Source organism: Streptomyces sp. NBC_01116 (genome assembly GCF_041435495.1).
Lineage (GTDB): Bacteria > Actinomycetota > Actinomycetes > Streptomycetales > Streptomycetaceae > Streptomyces.
Genome location: NZ_CP108644.1, coordinates 203,708 through 224,792, shown reverse-complemented (window position 1 = coordinate 224,792; position 21,085 = coordinate 203,708). Strand labels below are relative to the sequence as shown.

Annotated in this window: 19 protein-coding genes; 5 read left to right on the top strand and 14 right to left on the bottom strand. The window is 71.5% G+C overall.

What is annotated here, in order from left to right:
• Positions 1-70: 70 nt before the first annotated feature.
• The 9 genes from kynU to OG245_RS00910 are packed head-to-tail and all read right to left on the bottom strand — an operon-like array spanning position 71 to position 8,336.
• The gene (gene kynU / locus OG245_RS00950; RefSeq protein ID WP_371621620.1) at positions 71-1,306 is read right to left on the bottom strand and encodes a kynureninase; all 1,236 of its coding nucleotides are present in this window, start codon (positions 1,304-1,306) and stop codon (positions 71-73) included.
• Entirely contained in the window at positions 1,300-2,364 is a 1,065-nt protein-coding gene (dmpG, locus tag OG245_RS00945) for a 4-hydroxy-2-oxovalerate aldolase (protein ID WP_371621619.1), read from the bottom strand. Before dmpG ends, kynU begins: the two co-directional genes overlap by 7 nt.
• Positions 2,361-3,278 (bottom strand): acetaldehyde dehydrogenase (acetylating), encoded by a 918-nt coding sequence (locus tag OG245_RS00940; RefSeq protein WP_371621618.1) that lies wholly within the window; start codon positions 3,276-3,278, stop codon positions 2,361-2,363. Before OG245_RS00940 ends, dmpG begins: the two co-directional genes overlap by 4 nt.
• The gene (locus OG245_RS00935) at positions 3,275-4,297 is read right to left on the bottom strand and encodes an amidohydrolase family protein (RefSeq protein ID WP_371621617.1); all 1,023 of its coding nucleotides are present in this window, start codon (positions 4,295-4,297) and stop codon (positions 3,275-3,277) included. The genes OG245_RS00940 and OG245_RS00935 overlap by 4 nt, the downstream gene beginning before the upstream one ends.
• A complete protein-coding gene (locus tag OG245_RS00930) occupies positions 4,294-4,866 on the bottom strand; it encodes a 3-hydroxyanthranilate 3,4-dioxygenase (RefSeq protein WP_371621616.1) in 573 nt (190 codons plus the stop codon). Before OG245_RS00930 ends, OG245_RS00935 begins: the two co-directional genes overlap by 4 nt.
• Entirely contained in the window at positions 4,863-5,300 is a 438-nt protein-coding gene (locus OG245_RS00925; protein WP_371621615.1) for a RidA family protein, read from the bottom strand. Before OG245_RS00925 ends, OG245_RS00930 begins: the two co-directional genes overlap by 4 nt.
• The gene (locus OG245_RS00920) at positions 5,297-6,070 is read right to left on the bottom strand and encodes a 2-keto-4-pentenoate hydratase (protein ID WP_371621614.1); all 774 of its coding nucleotides are present in this window, start codon (positions 6,068-6,070) and stop codon (positions 5,297-5,299) included. The genes OG245_RS00925 and OG245_RS00920 overlap by 4 nt, the downstream gene beginning before the upstream one ends.
• Positions 6,067-6,912: a 2-keto-4-pentenoate hydratase gene (locus OG245_RS00915; protein WP_371621613.1), complete on the bottom strand. Its 846-nt coding sequence runs from the start codon at positions 6,910-6,912 to the stop codon at positions 6,067-6,069. The genes OG245_RS00920 and OG245_RS00915 overlap by 4 nt, the downstream gene beginning before the upstream one ends.
• Complete coding sequence (locus OG245_RS00910) at positions 6,909-8,336, bottom strand: 2-hydroxymuconic semialdehyde dehydrogenase (protein WP_371621612.1); 1,428 nt, start codon at positions 8,334-8,336, stop codon at positions 6,909-6,911. Before OG245_RS00910 ends, OG245_RS00915 begins: the two co-directional genes overlap by 4 nt.
• Positions 8,337-8,507: 171 nt before the next feature.
• On the opposite strand from OG245_RS00910, the gene OG245_RS00905 reads away from it, so the two are divergent.
• Positions 8,508-9,455: a LysR substrate-binding domain-containing protein gene (locus OG245_RS00905; protein WP_371621611.1), complete on the top strand. Its 948-nt coding sequence runs from the start codon at positions 8,508-8,510 to the stop codon at positions 9,453-9,455.
• A gap of 189 nt (positions 9,456-9,644) precedes the next feature.
• On the opposite strand, the gene OG245_RS00900 is transcribed toward OG245_RS00905, so the two are convergent.
• From OG245_RS00900 to OG245_RS00890, 3 genes are all read right to left on the bottom strand, one after another.
• On the bottom strand, positions 9,645-12,971 hold the full coding sequence (locus OG245_RS00900) for a BTAD domain-containing putative transcriptional regulator (protein ID WP_371621610.1): 3,327 nt from the start codon (positions 12,969-12,971) through the stop codon (positions 9,645-9,647).
• A 214-nt stretch (positions 12,972-13,185) separates the two neighbouring features.
• Positions 13,186-14,769: an MFS transporter gene (locus tag OG245_RS00895; protein WP_371621609.1), complete on the bottom strand. Its 1,584-nt coding sequence runs from the start codon at positions 14,767-14,769 to the stop codon at positions 13,186-13,188.
• 98 nt (positions 14,770-14,867) lie between these two features.
• Positions 14,868-15,452 carry an NADPH-dependent FMN reductase gene (locus OG245_RS00890; RefSeq protein WP_371621608.1) on the bottom strand — a complete coding sequence of 195 codons (585 nt, stop codon included), beginning with the start codon at positions 15,450-15,452 and terminating at the stop codon, positions 14,868-14,870.
• Positions 15,453-16,104: 652 nt separating this feature from the next.
• Here OG245_RS00890 and OG245_RS00885 point away from each other — a divergent pair.
• Positions 16,105-16,515 carry an SsgA family sporulation/cell division regulator gene (locus OG245_RS00885; protein ID WP_371627768.1) on the top strand — a complete coding sequence of 137 codons (411 nt, stop codon included), beginning with the start codon at positions 16,105-16,107 and terminating at the stop codon, positions 16,513-16,515.
• A 199-nt stretch (positions 16,516-16,714) separates the two neighbouring features.
• Here the strand turns inward: OG245_RS00885 and OG245_RS00880 are convergent, their stop codons facing one another.
• The gene (locus tag OG245_RS00880; RefSeq protein ID WP_371621607.1) at positions 16,715-17,023 is read right to left on the bottom strand and encodes a glycosyltransferase; all 309 of its coding nucleotides are present in this window, start codon (positions 17,021-17,023) and stop codon (positions 16,715-16,717) included.
• 411 nt (positions 17,024-17,434) lie between these two features.
• On the opposite strand from OG245_RS00880, the gene OG245_RS00875 reads away from it, so the two are divergent.
• Entirely contained in the window at positions 17,435-17,734 is a 300-nt protein-coding gene (locus OG245_RS00875; protein WP_371621606.1) for a hypothetical protein, read from the top strand.
• Between the two features lie 221 nt (positions 17,735-17,955).
• Positions 17,956-18,300: an SflA family class IV lanthipeptide gene (locus tag OG245_RS00870; protein WP_371621605.1), complete on the top strand. Its 345-nt coding sequence runs from the start codon at positions 17,956-17,958 to the stop codon at positions 18,298-18,300.
• Positions 18,301-18,352: 52 nt separating this feature from the next.
• On the opposite strand, the gene OG245_RS00865 is transcribed toward OG245_RS00870, so the two are convergent.
• Positions 18,353-18,517, bottom strand: a complete 165-nt coding sequence (locus tag OG245_RS00865; RefSeq protein ID WP_371628099.1) for a hypothetical protein — start codon at positions 18,515-18,517, stop codon at positions 18,353-18,355.
• On the opposite strand from OG245_RS00865, the gene lanL reads away from it, so the two are divergent.
• On the top strand, positions 18,440-20,971 hold the full coding sequence (gene lanL / locus OG245_RS00860) for a class IV lanthionine synthetase LanL (protein WP_371627767.1): 2,532 nt from the start codon (positions 18,440-18,442) through the stop codon (positions 20,969-20,971). The two genes, OG245_RS00865 and lanL, sit on opposite strands and share 78 nt — an antisense overlap.
• Positions 20,972-21,085 lie beyond the last annotated feature (114 nt).

Sequence of the window (21,085 nt, the reverse complement as noted above, 5' to 3'; positions counted from 1 at the left end):
TGACGGTCCAATCGGAGCTGGAGGGGAGCGGGACGTGCCGTGTGCCCCTGGGGCGGGCGCGCGGGCCGAATCAGGTGACGGTGGGGCGCTGCCGGAATTCGGGGCTGTGGTGGTCGCCGTCGGTCACGACGGAGAGCAGTTCGCGGACGGCGTGCAGGACGTCCGCGTGGGTGACGTAGAGGGCGTTGAATCCGAACCGGAGCAGGTCCGGGGCACGCATGTCGCCGATCACACCGCGGGCGGTGAGCGCGGCCACCAGCGGGTACGCCTCCGGGTGGCGCAGGGCGACCTGGCTGCCGCGGCGGGCCGGGTCGCGCGGGGTGGCCATGGTGAAGCCGAGGCCGTCGAGGAGTTCGTCGGCGCACTCCTGGAAGAACCCGGTCAGGGAGAGGTTCTTCTCCCGTACGGCCGTCATGTCGACTCCGTCGAAGGCGGTCAGCGCGGCTTCGAGGGCGAGGAGCGACAGGAGCGGCGGAGTGCTGATCCGGGCCCGGCTGATGTCCGCCCCAGGCGTGTACGTGTCTGCCATGGCGAACGGCTTCGCGTGTCCGTGCCAGCCGGTGAGGGGGTGGTCGAAGTCCGGCTGGTGCCGCCGGGCGACATAGGCGAACGCGGGCGCCCCGGGGCCGCCGGAGAGGTACTTGTAGCCGCAGCCGACCGCGAAGTCCGCCTCGATGGCGTCGAGTTCGACGGGGAGGGCGCCCGCCGCGTGGCACAGGTCCCAGTGCACCAGGGCACCGGCTGCGTGCGCGGCGGCGGTGAGCGCGGTCATGTCGTACAGCTCGCCGGTGCGGTAGTCCACCGGGGCGTAGGCCGCCACGGCGACGTTCCCGGCCTCGGCGGCCAGCACCGCGGCGGCCTCGCGGGCCGGTATGCGGCGGACGTCGAGCCCGAGGAGCCGGCCCACCGAGTCGGCGATGTACTGGTCGGTGGGGAAGTGGTCGGGATCGGTCAGGAGCAGTCGGCGTCCGGGGCGCATCCGGGCGGCGGCCAGCAGGGTGTTGAAGAGCTGGACGCTGGTGGAGTCGCCGACGACCGTCTGTCCGGGGGCCGCGCCGATCAGCCGGCCGAGTGCGTCGCCGGTCCGGGTCGGCGCCTCCCACCAGCCGTTGCCGTTCCAGGAACGGATCAGGTCGGTGCCCCACTGGCGGTGCACGGCGTCCTCGACGACCGCCGGGACGGCGGCGGGGAGGGCGCCCAGGGAGTTGCCGTCGAGGTAGACGACGCCTTCGGGGAGGAGGAAGCGGGCGCGGACGTGGGCGAGGGGGTCGGCGGCGTCGAGTGCGGTGGCGCGTTCGGTCAGCATGGAGTGTCTCCGTCGTCGTGTGAGGGGGCGCGCCCGGGGGCGGGGGAGGAATCGCGGTGCCCGGCGAGATCGAGCGCGATGTCCGTGAGCAGGTCCTCCTGCCCGCCGACCAGCCGCCGCCGTCCGGCCTCGACCAGCAGGTCGCGGGTGTCGAGCCGGTGGCGGAGGGCCGTGTTCTCGGCGTGCCGCAGGAAGCTGGAGTACACCCCGGCGTACCCGAGGGTGAGGGTCTCCCGGTCGACGCGCACGGGTCGGTCCTGCGTCGGTCGTACGAGCTCCTCGGCGGCGTCCATGAGCGGGAACAGCGTGCAGCCGTGTTCCCAGCCCATCAGGTCGAACACCGCCACCGTCGGCTCCAACGGCGCGTTGCCGGCGCCGGCGCCCTGCCCGGCGAGGGAGGCGTCGACGCGGTACGCCCCCGCTTCCACCGCCACGATGCTGTTGGCCACGCCCAGGCCGAGGTTGTGGTGGGCGTGGATGCCGATCTCGGTGGCCGGGTCGAGGGCGTCGCGGTAGGCGAGGACCCGGTCCCGTACGCCGTCCATGGTCAACCGGCCGCCGGAGTCGGTGACGTAGACGCAGTGTGCGCCGTACGACTCCATGAGGCGGGCCTGTGCTGCCAGTTCGGCGGGCGGGGCCAGGTGGGACATCATCAGGAAGCCCGACACGTCCATGCCCAGTTCGCGGGCCAGGCCGATGTGCTGGGCGGAGATGTCCGCCTCGGTGCAGTGGGTGGCGACGCGCACGGAGGTGACGCCGAGGGAGTGGGCACGGCGCAGATCGTCGGCGGTGCCGATGCCGGGCAGCAGCAGGGTGGTGAGCCTGGCGCGGTCGAGCACGTCGGCCGCGGCTTCCAGCCACTCCGCGTCGGTGTGTGCGCCGGGGCCGTAGGTGACGGACGAGCCGGACAGGCCGTCGCCGTGGGCGACTTCGATCGCGTCGACACCGGCTGCTTCGAGAGCGGCGGCGATCGCCCGGACCTGTTCGAGGGTGTAGCGGTGCGACACGGCGTGCATGCCGTCCCGCAGGGTGACGTCCTGGACGTAGACCTTGGTCATCGGGGGGCCCGGTTCCGTTCGGCCAGGCGCTCGGCGGTGCGCAGCGCGGCGGAGGTCATGATGTCGAGGTTTCCGGCGTAGGCCGGGAGGTGGTGGGCGGCGCCCTCGACCTCCAGGTAGACGGAGACGAGGAGCCGCCCGCCGGGGCCGAGTGCCGTCAGCGGATCGCCGGACGCCAGGGCGCGGAACTGGGGCTCCTGCTTGAGCCGGTAGCCGGGTACGTAGGCGGCGACGGAGTCGACCATCGCGTGGATGGAGGCGGCCACCTGCTGGGGATCGCAGTCGTTGACGACGCAGTGGACGGTGTCGCGCATCAACAGCGGTGGTTCGGCGGGGTTGAGCACGATGATCGCCTTGCCACGGGTCGCGCCGCCCACCTGTTCGAGGGCGCGGGAGGTGGTCTCGGTGAACTCGTCGATGTTGGCGCGGGTGCCCGGGCCGGCCGACCGGGAGGAGATCGAGGCGACGATCTCCGCGTAGTGGACCGGTGCCACCGCCGATACGGCGGCGACGATGGGAACGGTGGCCTGGCCGCCGCAGGTGACCATGTTGACGTTGGGTGCGTCGAGGTGCTCGTCGAGGTTGACGGACGGTACGACGTACGGGCCGATCGCCGCGGGGGTCAGGTCGACGATCGTCTTGCCGTACGGCGCGAGGGCCGCGGCGTTGCGGTGGTGGGCGGCGGCGGACGTGGCGTCGAAGATCACGTCGATCTCGTCGAATCCGTCGAGGGCCAGGAGCCCGGCCACTCCGTCCGCGCTGGTGGGCACGGAGAGGCGGCGGGCCCGTGCGAGCCCTTCCGACTCCGGGTCGATGCCGATCATCGCGGCGGCGGTGACGTTCCCCGACCCTCTGATGATCTTGATGAGGAGATCGGTGCCGATGTTGCCCGATCCGATCACGGCTGCCTTCATCGGACGGTCTCCTTCGCCTGGGGGGCCAGACCGAAGAAGCGGACGGCGTTGCCGCCGAGGACGGCGGTCCGCTCCGCCGGGGAGAGTTCGCTCTCCCGCACGAGCCGGCCGATCTCCTCCTCACCGAGCGGGAAGGGGTGGTCGGAGCCGAGCATCACCTGCTCCCCTCCCATCACGTCCACGAGGAGCCGTAGTGCGCCCGGGTCGAAGACGGCCGAGTCCACGGAGAAGCGGTCGGTGTAGTACGAGGGCGGGTGCGGACTGTCGGCGCGTACGAGGTCCCGGCGGCGCCAGGCGTTGTCGGCCCGTCCCAGGAGGTACGGGAAGCTGCCGCCGCCGTGGGCGAACATCAGCCGGAGCGAGGCCGGGAGGCGTTCGAAGGCGCCGGAGAGGATCAGCGAGAGGATGGTCAGATGGGTCTCGCCGGCCATGCCCGCGAGCCAGGCCAGCATGTACCGGGAGAACCTCGGCCCGGACGGCAGGTCCCAGGGGTGGACCAGGACGGCCGCGTCCTCTTCGGCGCAGTGGGCGAGGAACTCGATCAGCGCGCCGTGGTCGAGGTCCTGATCGCCGAGGTGGTTGCCGATGTGGACACCGCGGAAGCCCTGCCCCATGGCATCGCTGACCATCGCGCAGGCGGCTTCGGTGTCCTGGAGGGGCACCTGGCAGAGCGGGGCCAGCCGGTCCGGGGCGTGTGCGGCGTACCGCAGCAGATGTGCGTTGACCGTCCGGCACCACTCGACGGCGCGCCCGGGTTCGAGGTCGTAGCCGAACAGCATGGGGGTACTGGACAGCACCTGGACGTCCACGCCGAGCCGGTCCAGGTCGGCGACGCGCTCCGCCGGGTCCCACAGGGTGCGGCTCACCGGCCGGTACTCGGTGGGACCGGCCATCATCATCCCGGTGCCGGGTCCGTCCGTGGTGCGCAGCCAGGGGCCCTCGTCGGAGCCGGTGAGCTGCCGGGATTCGGCGCGGCCGATCTCCGGGAAGACGTGGGCGTGCACGTCGACGACGGTCACGCTCCTGCCTCCTCGTCGCGGCGGGTGCGTGGACGCAGCCGTTCCGGCCAGTCCCGGCCGGGGTGCACGGCGGCGCAGCGGGGGCAGGCGCGCGCGGCCGTGTCGGCGTAGAAGGTGTCGAACACCGGGGGAAGGTCGTCGACGATCGAGGTGAGCTGGAGCTCGCTGCGGTGCACCAGGTGGTGGCACTCCATGCAGTACCACTCGAATGCGTCGCGGTGTCCTTGCGGTCGGGCGAACTCGACGACGAGGCCGATGCTGTCCTCCTCCGGCCGCTGCGGCGAGTGCCGCAGGTGTGCCGGGGCCAGGAAAACGTCTCCCTCGCGGATGTGGATGTCGCGCGGCGGCCGGCCGGCCTCCTCCATGACGCGGAGCATCATGTCGCCCTTGAGCTGGTAGAAGAACTCCTCGATGGGGTCGTCGTGGAAGTCGGTGCGCCGGTTGGGGCCGCCCACGACCGTCACCATCAGATCGGCGTCCTGCCAGATCTGGACATTGCCCACCGGCGGCTTGAGCAGGTGCCGGTTCTCCTCGATCCAGGACTGGAGGTTGAACGGTCTCATGGTCATCGGTGCTGTTCCTTGCTCTGGTGGTGGTGGCCGCTTCGGGGAAGGTGGGCCACGCCGCTGATCTCGATCAGGAGGTGGGGATGGGGCAGCTGGTGGACGGCGACGGTGGTGCGGGTCGGCCCGTGCTCGTCGAAGTACTCGGCGTAGACGTCGTTGTAGCCTCCGAAGTCGTTCATGCTGACGAGGTACGTGGTGACCGACACCAGGTCGTCGAGGCCGCCGCCGGCCGCGGCGAGCAACGCCGCGATGTTGTCGAGCACGGCCCTGGTCTGGGCCCGGACGTCGAGGTCACTCACGCCCATCGGGTCGACGTTCGCGCCGACGAAGGTGCCGTCGGGGCGCCGGGAGCTGGTGCCGGAGACGAAGACGAAGTCGCCCGCGCGCCTCAGATGCGGGAAACGGCCGCGGGGCGGCGCGGCGCCGGGGACGATCACGCGTCCTCCTCGGTGACGGCCGGGGCGGTGGTGGCGGTGAACTGGACGGCACCGAGTCCCGTGACCGACGCCCGTACATGCGCACCGGGTCGCAGCGGTACGGCGGCGGTCGCCGCGCCGGCGAGGATCACGGTGCCCGGCTCCAGCGAACCGGCGAGCCGGGCCGCCGCCGCGAGGGCGCGCAGCGGATGTCCGAGGATCGCCGCGGTGGAACCGGTCTCCACCGGGCGTCCGTCGAGTTCCAGCAGGACGCCCAGGTTTCCCAGCGCGCTCGGGGGGCCCGGTTCGCTCCACGGGCCCACGGCGTAGGCCGCGGCCGAGGTGTTGTCGGCGATCACCTCGGGCAGGGAGAACCGGAAGCCGTCGTACCGGGAGTCGATGACCTCCAGCGCGGGCGCCACCGCCGCGACGGCCGCCGACGGATCGGCACCCGGACGCAGGGTGTCGCCCAGGAGGAACGCCACTTCCGGCTCGACCCGCGGATGGATCAGCCCCGAGATGTCGCACTGCCCCCCGTCGGGGATCTCCATCCGATCCGTGAGCCGTCCGTGGATCAGGTCCGCAACGCCCATCTGCCGCATCTTGGCGAGACTGGTGAAACCGAGCTTGAAGCCGGTGAGCCGGTCGCCGCGGTCCAGGCGCCGCACGATCAGGGCGTTCTGCACTGCGTACGCCTCGGCGGTGTCGGCCAGTCCGGTGGCACCGCCCGGCAGCGGACGTGCGTCCAACGCCGCACGGTCGATGGACTCGGCCAGGGCTGTGATGTTCATCGGAGCGCTCCTTCCGCGTCGGTGCGCCCGAATGCCGCGCGCACCGATCCGAGGCCGTCGATCCGGGCCTCGAACACATCACCCGGCTCGACGGCGGCCATGGGACCGAGCGCGCCGGTGAGCACCGTGTCCCCGGCCCGCAGCGGACTGCCGAGCCGGACGAGCGTGTCCGCCAGCCAGACGGCCGCGTGCAGTGGGTTTCCGAGGCAGGCGACACCCACACCGGTGGAGACGGGCTCGCCGCGGCGCTCCAACACCATGCCGGCGGACCGCAGATCGAGGTCCCGCAGGAGTACGGGCCGCGTGCCCAGCACATACGCACCGCTGGAGGCGTTGTCGGCGACGGTGTCCACGGCGGAGATGTCCCAGTCGCGGATCCGGCTGCCGACCACCTCGATGGCGGGCAGCACGAAAGCGGTCGCGCGGATCACGTCGGCCACCGTGTGCCGCTCGTGCACGAGGTCACTTTCGAGGACCAGGGCGACCTCGGCCTCCGCCCTGGGCTGGAGCACCGAGCCCCAGGGGACCTCGGCGCCGTCCGGTACGGCGGTGTCGTCGAGGAGGGCACCGAAGTCCGGTGTTTCGACTCCGAGTTGCCGCTGTACCGCGGTTGAGGTGAGGCCGATCTTCCACCCCGTGACGCGCCGGCCCAGGGCGAGGCGCCTTTCGGTCAGGAGGGACTGGACGGCGTAGGCGGCCTCCAGGTCACCGGGCGGCAGGAGGTCGCGGACCGGTGCACACGGAACGCCCGTGCGGTGCGCCTCGTGGAGCCGCTCGGCGGCATCCGCCACCGGGTCGCGTGGGGTGCCCGTCCCGGGCACGGTGTCGTCCGTCGTACTCACAGCTTCACGCACACATTCATCGGTTCGGAGAAGAAGTCGAGGGAGTGGTCGCCGCCCTCACGGCCGATCCCGGAAGCCTTCACGCCGCCGAAGGGCGTACGGAGGTCTCGCAGGTTCCAGGTGTTGACCCAGGCTGTGCCGACCTCCAGGGCGGGGGCGACGCGGTGGGCACGGCTCACGTCACCGGTCCACACCGTGGCGGCCAGTCCGTACGGGCCGGCGTTGGCGAGGGCCAACGCCTCGTCCTCGGTGTCGAACGGCGCGAGGTGTACCACCGGGCCGAAGATCTCGTCCCGTACCGCCGGGTGGTCCTCCGGTAGTCCGGCCAGCACGGTGGGTTCCACCCAGAAGCCGCCGTCCCGCTCGTCCCCGAAGCGCGGCACGCCGCCGCCCGCCAGGACCTCCCCGTCGGCGGCGGCCCTCTCCAGGTGGCCCAGGACCTTGTCCCGGTGGGCGGCGGAGACCATCGGGCCGTAGCCGGAAAGTTCCTTCGCGCCCGCGGCGAGCGCAGCGGCGAACGCGTCGAAGACGGGCCGCTGCACGTACAACCGCTCGGTGCACAGACAGACCTGCCCGCTGTGGGTGAAGGCCGAGCGGAGGGTGCCCGCGACCGCCTGCTCAAGATCCGCGTCGGCGAAGACGAGTCCGGCGTTCTTGCCGCCCAGTTCGAAGGAGACCGGCGCCAATCGGTCCGCGGCCGCCCGCATGATCATCGATCCGGTGCGCGACTCGCCCGTGAAGGCGACGGCGTCCACCCCGGGATGCTCGGTGAGCCACTGGCCGGCCGCGTCCGCGCCCGGGCCGTGCACGAGGTTGAAGACGCCCGGCGGAACCTCCGCCTCGGCCAGCACCTCGGCCAGCAGACAGGCCGTGCCGGGGGTGAGTTCGGACGGCTTGGCCACCACCGTGTTGCCGGTCGCGAGGGCGGGCGCGACCTTCCAACTGAGCAGGAGCAGCGGCAGGTTCCACGGCGAGATCACCGCGACGACGCCGAGCGGCTTGTGGACGGTGTAGTTCAGCGCGCCGCGGCCGTCCGGGGTGGCGGTGTGCCAGGACCGCTCGCCCCGCCCGGTCAGGAGCCCCGCGTAGGAGCGAAAGTTGGCCACGGCCCGGGGGATGTCGACCGTCGAGGCCAGAGCGCGCGGCTTGCCGGTGTCGGCGCACTCGGCCGCGACGAACTCATCGAAGCGCCGCTCGATCCCGTCGGCGATCCGGTGCAGCAACTGCGACCGCTCGGCCGGGCTCCATACCGCCCAGGGCCCGCGCAGCGCCTCCCGGGCCGCGCGAACCGCCCGGTCGACCACCTCCCGGGACGCCTGCGGTACCTCGCCGGCAACACGCCCGGTGACCGGGTCGACGAGCGGGAGCGGCACGCCGGACGCGTCGAATCCGCCTCCTACGTAATGCCGCACGGGTGAACTCACGCTGTGGACCTCCGTCATCGAGCCAGGGCATGTCCGAAAATTGCCCCCGGGTGTGCCGGTATAGTGCACCCGCCCAGCTATGCCGATCCAATGCCAATCGGCGCGTCAGCTATAACAATCCTGGTATGGCACGGTGGAACCGCCCTCCGTACCCGGAAGGAGCCCGCTGCGATGGACCTCCTGGACGGCCGGTTGAAGTTCCGGCACCTGATCCTGCTCATCGCCGTGTACGAGCACGGGAGCGTCGTACGGGCCGCGGAATCGCTGCACCTCACCCAGCCGGCCGCGACCCGCACCCTCCACGAACTGGAGGTCATCGCGGACCTGCCGCTCTTCGTCCGTGTACCGCGCGGGATGCGGCCCACCGTCTACGGCGAAGCCCTGACGGAACACGCCCGCGCCGTGGTCGCCGAGATCCGCCGGGCCGGGGACCACCTCACCGGACTCCGTCAGGGACTGGACGGCACCGTGACCGTGGGCACCTTGCTGGCCGGAGCCAATGTGCTCCTGCCCCGGGCGGTCGCAGGGCTCAAACGGGAACGACCCCGGCTCACCGTCGTCGTACGGGAGGGGACCCCGGACGTCCTCCACCCGGCACTGCTGGCAGGTGAACTGGACGTCATCGTGGGACGAGTGGGATCGACCCCCACGGAAGGGGACGGGCTGCGCCAACGGAAGCTCTACCGGGAGCCGATCAGGCTCGCCGTCCGCTCGGGCCACCCGCTCCTCGACGCCGTGGTCCTCACACTCGCGGACACCCTCGGATTCCCCTGGATCCTGCCCGTCGAGCAGACCGCCCTGCGCCAGGAACTCGGCGCCGTCTTCGTCGACCGGGGCCTCACACCGCCCGCGGACCGCGTCGAGTGCACCTCCATCCTCACCATGCGGGCGCTGCTGCTCCAGACCGACATGGTGGCGCTCCTGCCCGAACTGGTCCTGCGCGAGGACGAGCACCTCGCCGCGCTCCCGGTCGAACTCCCCTCGGTGGGCCGTACGGTGGGCACCACCGAAGCAGCACACCGGACACGCACCCCCGCCCTCCAGGCGCTGCTCCACCACCTCGACCAGGAGGCGGTTCTGCTGCGCGAGACACTCGACGGGACCCCGGTGGACCGTTGAAGAGGGTCAGTCCTGGCGGGAGCGTCCGGGAAAGCGGTGCTGTGGTGGATGGTTGCGCGGCTCGGGCGCTGCTCCGGAGTCTTCGAGTGCTGACCCTCGCGGTGATCTGTTCTCGTACCCCGCCTGGCGCAGAGCGAGAGCAACACGTTCCGGGGATCCCGGACGAGCTGACCGGGGCGGTTCGCACCGTCACCAGGGCGTTCGCTGACCAGTCGTCGGCGGGTGCTCCCGTATCCGCGCAGCGTGAGGCGGGAGCCCGGGAGGGTCCGTCGGATGCTTCTCCGGGGCCGGTGCGCTGCCCCGCTCGAACTCGGCCTGGTAGCCGGCCTCGCCCAGCGCGTCCCTGACCCGGGTGGTGATGCGGTCCACGTCGAAGCGCTCGCCGCCCCGCAGGGGTGCCTGGACCGACTGCCTGGCCGCCGTGGCCGCCCCGAGCAGGCGGGCCGCGTGCTCGAAGTGACCGGCCAGCGACCGGGCCCCGGCCAGGCCCTCCATCGCCAGCGCCACCGCCCGCGGGTTCCCGGTGTCGCGGGCGGCGGCGTGGGCGTCCAGTTGCAGGGCCAGGGCGGCCGGGGCGTCGCCCCGGGCCTCCGCGACGAAGCCCAGCTCGGCCAGGATCACCGAGGGCCTGGCCGGCTCGTAACCCATCTGGCGGTGCAGGTCGAGTACCCGGGTCAGATGCCGCTCGGCCGCGTCGAGGTCTCCCGCCCGGCGCGCCCCGAGAGCGAGGCCGATCTCGGCGTACTGCTCCCCGAAGCCGTCCGACTGCCCGGCGGCGAGCCGTGCCGCGCGCTCATGGAACTCCTCGGCCCGAGACAGGTCCCCGGTCAACAGCGCGACCCGGCCGAGGCCCGAGAGCTGGAAGGACGCCTGCGGCCAGAGCCCCAGGTCCTCCGCCATCCGCAGGCCCTCCCGGTACAACCGTCCGGCCCGCTGGTAGTCGCCCACGGTCTCGGCCAGCGTTCCGAGCGGCACCGATGCCTGGAGCTGCCCCCACTGGTCGCCCAGCTCACGGAAGAGCGCGAGGCTCTGCTCGCCGTCCCGCCGCAACGCGTTGAGGTCGCCCCGCTGATGCGCGTGGAAGGTCCTGCTGCCCAGGGCCGCCGCCATACCCCAGCGGTCGCCGAGCGACCGGAAGGTGGCCAGCGCCCGGTGGACCAGCTCCTCGCTCGGCCCCACGTCGCCGATCCCGTAGAGGCTGGACCCGAGGAACCACTCGGCCCGCGCCCGCCCGCCCGGATCGTCCAGCTCCTCGTACGGCCGCAGCGCCGTGCGGTACTCCGCCACCGGGTCGGCGACGCCGCCGAGCACCAGCTCGAAGCCCCCCAGCAGGGCCGTGGCCTTGGCCACCGCGGTCGGCGCCGCCCCACCGAGGGACAGCGCCACGGTCAGGGACCGCTTCGCCTCGTTGCTCCGGCCGCGCAGGTACCAGTACCAGCTGAGGGCGTTGGCGAGACGCAGCGCGCAGTCGGCGTCGCCGAGCTGAGCCGCGTAGTCGAACGCGGTCCGCAGATTCGCGGTCTCGGCGTCCAGGCGACGCAGCCACTGTCGCTGGCCGTGGCCCCGCAGATGCGGCTCGGCGCGCTCGGCGAGACCGGTGTAGTAGTCGCAGTGCCTGCGCCGGAGGTCCTCGAACTCGCCCTTTTCCACGAGGCGTTCGACGCAGTATGCGGTGACCGATTCGAGCAGTTGGTACCGGGGTCCGTCCGTCCCGACGGTCATGACGACCAGCGACCAGTCCACCAGCCGGGCGACGACGTCGAGCACCTCCGTACGGTCCAGGTCGTCCGCCGCGCAGATCTCCTCGGCGGCGTCGAGGGTGCAGCCGTCGGCGTGTACGGCCAGCCGCCCGAGCGCCACCCGCTCCTGGTCGCCGAGCAGCTCCCAACTCCAGTCGATCACGGCCCTCAAGGTGCGCTGCCGCGCCGGAGCGCTGCGCGCGCCCACCGCGAGCAGGCGGAACCGGTCGTCCAGGCGCGCCGCCAGCTCGCGTACCCCCAGCGCCCGCACCCGGGTGGCGGCCATCTCCAGGGCCAGCGGAATGCCGTCGAGGCGCCGGCAGATCGAGACGACCGCCTCGACGTTGCTCGCGGTGAGTACGAAATTCGGGGCCGCCGCGGTCGCCCGCGCCACGAACAGCTCCACCGCGCTGTACCGGCGTACGGACTCGGGGTCGAGCTCCGCCGCGGGCTCGGGCCCTCGCAGCGGCGGCACCTCCTGGAGGTATTCGCCGGTGATGCCCAGGGGTATCTGGCTGGTGGCCATGATCCTCAAGGCGGGCGCGGCCTTGAGGAGTTGGTCGGTCAGCTCGGCGACCGGGCCGACCACATGCTCGCAGTTGTCGAACACCAGCAGGGCCGGCCGCTCGCCCAGCGCCTGGGCGGCACGGATGGTCATCGAGAGCGCCGCGCCCCCGGACCCCGGCCCCGAGGCCGTGTCGTCCCGGACCCGGAGAACCGACCCGAGCAACTCGTGCACCGCGACCTGCGTGACTGCGGCACCCTTCCCCCGGTCGGCACTCGACGGGGAGGGTTCGAGCGCACCGAACTCGACCAGCCGTACGCCACCGGGGAACTCGGCCCCGACCTGCGCGGCGGTCGAGAGCGCCAGCTGCGTCTTGCCCACCCCGCCCGGACCGATGAGCGTGACCAGCCTGTTCGCGCCCAGCAGCTCCCGTAGCTCGCCGAGCGCCTCGGCCCTGCCGATCAGGCCGGTGAGGGCGGTCGGCAGGTTCGTCGGCGGGCCGGCCGCGGCACTGTCGGGGGCGGCCGTCAGCGCCGCATCCTGGGTGAGAATCGACCGGTGCAGGGCTGCCAGCTCGGGGCTGGGGTCCAGACCCAGGGTTTCGGCCAGGTGTTCACGCAGGTCGGCGTAGCTGCTGAGGGCCGCACTCTGCCGACCCGCACGGTAGAGCGCCCGCACATGAGCGGCGCGCAGCCGTTCCCTGAGGGGGTGCAGGTCCACCACATCACCGAGTTCGTCGGCCACCAGCGCGTTCTCACCGAGGTTCAGCCGGGCCTCGGCCTGCTCCTCCAGCGCGGTCAGCCGCTCCTCCTCCAGCCGGTCCCGCGCCGACCGGGTGAACTCCTCGTCCGCGAAATCGGCGAAGGCGGGCCCCCGCCACAGCGCCAGCGCGTCCGCCAGCAGGGCGGCGCGCACCCGGAAGTCCTCGGTCGCCCGCGACCGTGTCATCAGGTCGCGGAACCGGTCCGCGTCCACCGCGTCGGCGCCCGCCCGCAGCTGGTATCCCGGCGAGTGGGACACCACGAGGTCCCGGCCGCCCGGCTCGGCGTCCTCGAGCGCCCGCCGCAGCTGCCACACCTTGTTCTGGAGCACGCCTGCCGGGTTGGACGGCCGGGTGGTCCATAGGCAGTCGATCAGCCTGTCCGCGGAGACCGCTCGTCCCTGGTGGGCCAGAAGGCAGGCCAGCAGGGCGCGGACTTTGAGCTCCGGGATCCGGACCGGTCGTCCGTCCCCCGTCCACACCGCCAACGAACCGAGAACCCCGAATTGCATGTGATCACGCTAACTCAGTGCGGCGGGCCACGAACAACAGGGCGATACCGGTTCGGCGGGCGGCCGGGACCGGCCCGTGAGCGCCGACGCCCGGCGCCGCCGAGGTGCCGCTGGCGAGGAGGCGGCGGACCGCGTGCATGTACGGGAGGGCTCCGGCCCGGACCATGGGGTCCCGGGCCGGAGCCCTCTGGTTCCCTGTTCCCGCCGGAGGGGCTCAGGTGGTCGGGAGCGATTCCCCGGCCTCCTCCTGCTCCTTCGTAGCGTCGCCGGACGGGACGGCCCCGCGGCTCTTGCGCAGCAGCGTGAACGCGAAGGTCGCGCTGATCGCGGTGACGACGGCGCAGGCGACGCCGATCGCGTTCAGCCCGCTGGCGTAGGCGTCCGATGCGGCGGCCAGCAGGCTGTCGGCGGCATCGGACGGCAGTTCGCGAGCGGCCTTGAGCGCGCCCTCCATGCTTCCCTCGGCGGAGTCGGCCGCGCCGGGCGGTGTGCCGTCGGGCGCGTCGAGCGAGCTGCGGTAGACGGCGGTGCCCAGGCTGCCGAGCGTGGCGATGCCGAGTGCGGTGCCCAGGTCACCGCTGATGGAGGAGAGCGCCGCCGCGGAGCCGCCCCGCTCCGGCGGGACCGACCCGACGACCAGGTTGGTGCCGAGCGCCCCGAAGGTGCCGACGCCGATGAAAGTGATCACGAAGCCGGTGATCAGCAGGGGCATCCCGCCGACCGGGCCGACGAAGATGAGGAGCACGTAGCCGATCATGCCGATCAGCAGGCTCACCCCGATGACGGTGCTGAGAGGGTGCTGCTTGGCGAAGATCGGCGCCAACTGCGCCGCGAGGATCGATGCGATGGCCGCGGGCACCATCCACAGGCCCGCCTCCAGCGGCGAATAGCCCTCCACCATCTGGACGAACCCGGTGATGAACAGGTAGCCGCCGCCGGTGCCCAGCATGGAGACCATGAGGATCAGCAGTGCGGCGGTGAACGCGCCGATCTTGAAGAGCTTCAGGTCGAGCAGCGGATCGTCGAGCTTGCCCTGACGCGACAGGAACACCGCGCCGACCGTCAGGCCGAGGACGATCGAGATGACCGGCACCAGGGCGAAGCCGTAACGCGCGAGTTCCTTCAGCCCGTAGATGATCGCCAGGATCGACACCAGCGACAGCAGGACGCTGAGCAGGTCGATCCTGCCCGCGTCGGGATTCTTGTACTCCGGCAGGACGAAGGGGGCGACGATCAGCAGCACCACCATGACGGGCACCCCGATGAGGAACACCGAGCCCCACCAGAAGTACTCCAGCATCGCGCCGCCGACGACCGGCCCGAGCGCGGTGCCGCCCATGAAGCAGCTGGCCCACACCGCGATGGCGCGGCCACGCTGGTACGGGTCCTCGAACATGTTGCTGATGAGGGCGAGAGTGGACGGCATCAGGGTGGCGGCGGCGATGCCGAGCAGGGCGCGGGTGGCGATCAGCCCTTCCGCGCTGGTGGAGTAGGCGGCGGCGACCGAGGTGATGCCGACGGCCGTCGCACCGATCAGCAGCAGCTTGCGGCGGCCGATCCGGTCGCCCAGCGTGCCCATGGTGATCAGGAAGCCGGCGATCAGGAAGCCGTAGATGTCCATGATCCACAGGGTCTGGGTACCGGTGGGGTTCAGACCCTCGGCGAGGTGGGGCAGGGCCAGGTACAGCACGCTCTGGTCGAGGGAGATCAGCAGGGTGGGCAGGGCCAGCGCCGCCAGTCCCACCCATTCCCGCGTCCCGGCCTTCCGGACCGGGGCCTCGGGGGCATTCGATGACATGGCTTTCCTTTCTTGCCTGGAACGTGATCAGGCCTGGTTGCTTACGTGCACGGCCGCGAGGGCCCGGGTGCGTCCGGCGGACCAGGACCGGACAGGCCCTAGCCCGGATACGGCTGCCGGGCGCGGGCGTCGCTCAGGACGTAGCCCCACCAGGCGAGTTGGTCGAACATGGTCGTGGCCGCCGTTGCACAGCCCTCGGGGTCCACGGGCCGGCCCTCGGCGTCGAAGTGCTCCTGGTAGTTCGGGAAGCAGACGGAGTCCCGGACGGTGACGCTGTGCAGCCCGGGGAAGACGCCCCGCAGGTCGGCCACCGCGCGCAGCCCGCCGGCCATGCCGCCGTAGGAGACGAAGGCGACCGGCTTCGCCTTCCACGCGTCGACGTACCAGTCGATGGCGTTCTTCAGGGAGGCGGGGAAGCTGTGGTTGTACTCCGGTGTGACGATCACGAACGCGTCCGCCCCGTCCAACCAGGAGGCGAGGTCGATCACGGCCTGCGGCAGCGGGCGGTCGAGGCTCTCTGGCAGCACGTCGGGCAGCCACACTTGGGCCAGGTCGATCACATCGACGTCGAAGTCGTCGCGCTTGGCCGCCTCGGCGGCGATCCACTGGGCGGGGACGGGGCCGAAGCGGCCGGCGCGGGTGCTGCCGATGAGTACGGCCAGGTTCAGTCTGCGTTCCCGCATCACGGTTCCTTCTCGGGCTCGGTGCCTGCACCTCGTACAGTGCGCGGCGCCCCTCGTGATGCGCTCTCGGTCCGCTCTCGGTTTCCTTTCGGCCTGGATATCGCTGTGTCGCGCAAGTGGAACGGGGGGCGGGGGCGCGGGATTGCGGGACAGCCCTTAGGCCCCGGCCTTGTCCTGTCGACGTGGAAGCCGGGCGCCCGTGATCTTTCTCAGGCAGAGAAGCAAGCGGCGCAGGCTTGAAGCCTTGTTCTCCCCGCATTCCCACGGCAGGAGCACGATGCCCACCGCGTCCATCCACGGTTGCCACTTCAGAAGAGGCGTGCCGGTCGGTCGGCCGGCCTGGACGGTGAGACGGCACACATGCACGACAGCCTGGGTTACTTCCTCGCCTCGATCGCCTTGGCCCAAGACGTCCCGATCGGCGAGCTGTCACGTCGGCTGGGCCACCGATCGGTCAAGACCACGATCGACATCCACGGGCATCCGCCGCCGAGCGCGTGGGGCCGCTGTCCTACGGTCCTGCGGACCAGTGCGCCACGTCCGTAGCCGACGCCGAAGACGACCACGGCGACCGCACCCCGACTCAACTCGTGCACCGCACGAATGACCCCTACGCGGTCACGGCTGTCCTTACGCGGCAGCGGAAGCGGAGCTGGAGTGGATCTTCGTACGCGAGCTCCGGGTCGACGGACTGCACACCGGCATCTGTCTGGGCGATGCCATCGTCTGGCCCGGGCCCGAAGGACCCGGCGACACCCAGCGCATCGTCATCCGGCTGCGCCCGCCGGGCAACACCGCACTGCTGTCCCTGGCCCGCGATGACACCCTGGAGTTCCTTGCAGCCACTCGCCCGCTCCCACAGAAGCCCAGCACCAACGCACGAACAGCCGCCCTCGCCTCATGGGAACTGGAACAGCGAGACCTCACCTGCCCAGCCCCGGCGAGTAGAACACGATGCCCCCGCTGCCGCGCCGAGGCAGCACCGTCGAAGCAGCCCGCCCCCGCCGTGCCCGCTCACCGGCAGCAGACTGCCCTCGCTCCCCGGCACGACCGTGGGCGGTGAGAGGCGGGTCCCTTGGCCCCGTCGTGGCGGATCAGCTCGGAGGGCGGGACCGGCAGGCATCGTTGTTGCGGCACCCAGCTGCCGCCCGTTCCTCGGCGCGGGTAAGTCCGGACACCCCGCCGCCCTCCACGATGACCGCACCCAGCTGCGACGGGCCGCTCCGAGGCAAGGGGTCTCGGCCCGGAGCCGTGCGGGTGCGTCAGATCTGAACCACGGCCTCTTCGCGCATCCAGCCCCGGCCGTCGGCTGCCGCGTCGGTGGTGACAAGAACGTAGCCGTACTCGTTGTAGCCGGCACCCTCGCAGGTCGAGGCGCCGACTATGTCACCGGCGTGCTTGGTCTTGACGACCACGCTGTTCGGGTTCGGGTTTTCGTACACACCAGCGGTCGGCCACACGACTTTGTACTGGCATCCCACTGGGGCGGAAGCGCCGGCCGCGGGGCCTGCGGCGAGGGCACCGGCGCAACCGAGCGCGGCGGTCAGGACGATGGTGATGGGACGGTTCATGCGCATGGTGGTGATGCCCTTCAGGAGCCGACGATCTGTCAGCGAACAGAATCGCAGGACCGCCGCGGGACTGTCGCGCGCCCTCACACGTCTTCACCGGTTGCGCACCACCGGGCGGACTCGCCGCGCTCGATGCCCGAGCAACTGGGCGCGGTCGCCGTATTCCGGGCCGGTCCGGCCTCGCTGCCACGATGGGCCGGGCCCACAGAAGAGAGCACTGACCGTCCTCCCGGAGCCCACGTGCCGCACAGTGGACAAGGCATCGACGCGGGAAAGAAGATCGCCGGTCGTGAGCGCGGACGTGCAGGGGGACCGGTGAGGCAGGGACGAGTACGTCGCCGCGGCTCGTCTGGCGAGGACCGACACGAGCCGGCTGAACGTGGCCGACGGGCTCGGGCACGTGCTTTCGACGTGATCGATGTCGTCGGCGACAACGAGATCGGCCAGGAGGAGTGCATCCGTTTCCTGACTGACGCGTGGGGCCTTGAGGAGGCCGACGGCCTGCAGGCGTTCAGGAGACTGGACACCGACGGCGCCGACGACATGGTCTCCCGCCCGGAGTTCCTCCGGACGATTTGCCAGCACTTCCTGCACAACGACCCGGACAGCCCCGGGCAGCCACTTCTTCGGCCCAGCCTGACCACCACTGCCCCGGCCGCCCGATGGCACTCTGACCAGCCCGCCGGGGCGCTGCTGGGTTCCGGATCATGAGCCGCTCACCCGCCCCACATCGGTCCGCCGCCGCCCGCCCCACACCGGGCGCGGCCAGCTGCTTGCGCTGCGCCGCACATGGTTCTTCGGCTGGTATCAGCGGTTGTGCGGGTCGGTAGTGATCGTTCTGGGTGGGGTGTAGCGGATCAGGCCAGCAGGGGTTCCTGGGGTCAGTGCCGCCGGGACGGCGCATGCCGATACCCCGGATACCAACCGTGAACATGAGCGCCCTCAGTGCGCGGGCCGAGGAACTGGAGAAGAGGATCGCCGCGGCAACGGCGAGTGTCACCCAAATGGCGGAGTCGGAAGTGTCGGCCCAGTTCTACGCTGATGGGTCGTGGTGGGGGTTCGGCACTCGCCGACTGGCATGCCCACCTTCCTTCTTCGCAGAGGAAAGGACCGTCATGAGCTCCCTGGCAGTGCAGATCCGCGACGCCGGCCCACTCGACGTGGCCGTGGAGGAAGAAGAGATCCCGTTCGAGGACCAGTCCGACCCCGGCCGCGGTATCGAGGCGTGTCTGCCTGAGCCGTTCCCGACGGCGACTACCCGCGTTGGCTGCGACTAGGCGAGGACAGCGCACGTCGGCCCCGGCCGGGGCCGACGTGCGCACGGTCTCGTCACATGGTGCTGTCGAGCCCGGCGGCGACCGCGGTATCGGGCAGCGGATCGAGACGCTGCTCGCCGACCGCGACCGGCGTCTCGTCATGGACGGTCAGTGGCTCTGCCTGTTCGCCCCGCGCCCTCTCGGGGGCGAGCTCCCGGATCACGGCTGGAAGCTGCATGTCTCCGCCCGCCCGGATGACCTGTCGCCACTCGTGGATCTGGTTGTTCCCGTGCTGCTGCGTTACCTCTGCGACGCCAAGTTCGCCCGTGACGCCGAGGTGCTGGGCGTCATGAACAGCGGTGATCGGGATCCGGCGCTCGTCGGGAAGGCGATCACCGTCTATCCGCGTGCTGAGGATGTGACGGCACTCGGCGGTGAACTCGCCGATCTGCTGTCCGGGCGGCCGGGCCCCCGAGTGCTCAGTGACCGGCGCATCCGGCCCGACGCTCCCGTCTACTACCGCTACGGCCCGTTCAGGGCCACGGGTGTCGACGATGCCGCGCTCGCCATGACCGGTCCTGACGGAGTGCGTTTCCCCGGGCGCGCCGGTACCCGCTACCGTCAGCCGCCGTGGGCCGCCGACCCGTTCCGGCCTGCCGATCCGCCCACCGGCCGCCCCACCCGTCTGATCGGCGGTCGATACTGCCTCACCAAGGGCATCACCCGCTCTGCCCACGGCGACGTCTACCGCGCGGTGGACAGCGCGACCGGCGAGCATCTGATCGTCAAACAGGCCAGGGCCCACGCCGGTGTGGACGCCAACGGTGTCGATGCCCGCGACCGCCTGCGCCACGAGCACACGGTCCTCGCGGCGCTGACCGGCGTCGACGGCGTTCCCCGGGTTCGCGAACGCATCCGGCACGGGGACGACGAGTACTTGGTCACCACCGACTGCGGTCCCCGCGACCTGCGCCGTGACGTACTCGCCCACGGCCCTTTCCAGCCCGTTGCCGCGGCCGTGCCTGCGGGCTCAGGCACGGCCGGCGGGATCGCGACCGGCCGCGGAGTCGCCGAGCTGGCACGCCGTCTGCTCGCCGTACTCGACAGCGTGCACGCCCGAGGCGTCGTGGTCGGCGATCTCAAACCCTCCAACATAGTGCTCGGCGACGACGGTGCCGCGCACCTCGTGGACTTCGGCGTCAGCGCACTGCACGGCGACCGGCCTTCCGGTGCGACACCGGGCTACTCGATGCCGGTGTACCGCGCCGGGCGGCCGTCCGGACCCGCCGACGACCTGTACGCGCTCGGAGCGACCCTCCACTTCGCTCTGACCGGCATGGACCCTGTCGTCGTCGACCGCGACGACGAGGTCAACCGCGACCGCACTCTCGCATGTCTGGCCGCCGTACTCCCGGGTGCCGCGCACCGGCCGGTACGCGAACTCATCGCCGGGCTCATGCACCCCGACCCGGTACAGCGCGCAGCCTGTGTGCGACGGGGCCGTGCGCAGACCTCTCCCTTGGCTTCTGAGCGCGGGACTCCACCCCCGAGGGTCACTCCAGGCATGCTGGAAGACCTGATCGCGCACACCGTGGCGACCTGTGTGAGCGCCGCCGCCCAACTCCCGACAGGACCAGCGTCGCGAGCTGGGCAGCAAGGCTTCGGCCTGACGCTCTACGACGGATCCGCAGGCGTGGGCCTGGAACTCCTGCACCACACGCAACAGCCCGGCGTGCCCCAGGCTGTGGCCGGCCTTGCCCACCGGACCGCACACCACCCCGCGCTGGCGACATTGACCGCCGCGCTCCACACAGGCCGTACCGGAGTCGACCTCTTCCTCGACTTCGCCACCAAGCTGAACGGCGCACCGGCATCTGCCACCCCGCACAGCGTGCCCTCCTACGACGACACCGGTGACCAGATCAGCGGCGCGGCCGGCGTCGGGACCGGACTGCTGACGCTGGCCCAGCGCGCCCGGACGGCGGGGCGCGAAGAAGAGGCTCGCGCGCGACTGGCCGCAGCGGAAGAGTGCGTCCATGGACTGCTGGCCGCACGGGCCGTGAGGGAGCGCGCCGAACCGCAGAGCTCGGCGGCGGACTCCGAGGCGGCGTTCACGTTGGGTTTCGCGCACGGCCGTGCGGGTGTGATCCACTTCCTGCACGCCTACCACCGCTTCACCGGCCATCCGGCTGCCGGTGCGGCCGCACGCGAGGATCTGGCCGAACTGATCTCGCACGCACCGAGGTTGCTGGCACTGGCGGCCCGTCCCGAAGCCCACCGGCGCTACGGATCCTGGTGTCGCGGACTCGCCGGGATCGGCGCCCTCCTGATCGAGACGGGCAGGTATGAGGGGGACCCGCCCACAACGGATCTGGGCGTACAGTGCGCCTGGGCGTGCCGTGATCTCGCGCCCCGGATGAGCCCTGTCTCCCAGTGCTGCGGACTGTCCGGCGTCGGTGAACTGCTCATCGACGCTGCGGCTGCCACCGGCGACGAACGGTTGCACCGAGCCGCCGAGGACGTGGCAGGACTGATTATGGCCCGCAGTGGTGGCACCATGCGGAAGCCGCTGTTCCCCGACAACACCCTTGCAGCATCAGGACCGGGCTGGGCGACCGGAAGCGCAGGCGTTCTGTCCTTCCTGCGCCGCCTGCGCGATCGGGGCGGCCCGCGGCTGTGGAACGACACCTAAGGGCTGTCCCGTCATCCCTGGCGGGTGCGCGACGTCAGCTACGGCGTCTCGCCGCGTTGTCGGAACGTCCTCATACATCCAGTATGCGGACGTCCCTCCGCCTTGCGATGCACC

What these genes read in the sequence shown, in the direction of transcription:
- OG245_RS00895 (WP_371621609.1), bottom strand. Translation starts at nt 14,769, where the DNA reads ATGTCATCGAATGCCCCCGAGGCCCCGGTCCGGAAGGCCGGGACGCGG.
- OG245_RS00905 (WP_371621611.1), top strand. Translation starts at nt 8,508, where the DNA reads ATGGACCTCCTGGACGGCCGGTTGAAGTTCCGGCACCTGATCCTGCTC.
- OG245_RS00900 (WP_371621610.1), bottom strand. Translation starts at nt 12,971, where the DNA reads ATGCAATTCGGGGTTCTCGGTTCGTTGGCGGTGTGGACGGGGGACGGA.
- kynU (WP_371621620.1), bottom strand. Translation starts at nt 1,306, where the DNA reads ATGCTGACCGAACGCGCCACCGCACTCGACGCCGCCGACCCCCTCGCC.
- OG245_RS00920 (WP_371621614.1), bottom strand. Translation starts at nt 6,070, where the DNA reads ATGAACATCACAGCCCTGGCCGAGTCCATCGACCGTGCGGCGTTGGAC.
- OG245_RS00880 (WP_371621607.1), bottom strand. Translation starts at nt 17,023, where the DNA reads ATGAACCGTCCCATCACCATCGTCCTGACCGCCGCGCTCGGTTGCGCC.
- OG245_RS00890 (WP_371621608.1), bottom strand. Translation starts at nt 15,452, where the DNA reads ATGCGGGAACGCAGACTGAACCTGGCCGTACTCATCGGCAGCACCCGC.
- OG245_RS00870 (WP_371621605.1), top strand. Translation starts at nt 17,956, where the DNA reads ATGAGCGCCCTCAGTGCGCGGGCCGAGGAACTGGAGAAGAGGATCGCC.
- OG245_RS00865 (WP_371628099.1), bottom strand. Translation starts at nt 18,517, where the DNA reads ATGCAGCTTCCAGCCGTGATCCGGGAGCTCGCCCCCGAGAGGGCGCGG.
- OG245_RS00930 (WP_371621616.1), bottom strand. Translation starts at nt 4,866, where the DNA reads ATGACCATGAGACCGTTCAACCTCCAGTCCTGGATCGAGGAGAACCGG.
- dmpG (WP_371621619.1), bottom strand. Translation starts at nt 2,364, where the DNA reads ATGACCAAGGTCTACGTCCAGGACGTCACCCTGCGGGACGGCATGCAC.
- lanL (WP_371627767.1), top strand. Translation starts at nt 18,440, where the DNA reads ATGGACGGTCAGTGGCTCTGCCTGTTCGCCCCGCGCCCTCTCGGGGGC.
- OG245_RS00940 (WP_371621618.1), bottom strand. Translation starts at nt 3,278, where the DNA reads ATGAAGGCAGCCGTGATCGGATCGGGCAACATCGGCACCGATCTCCTC.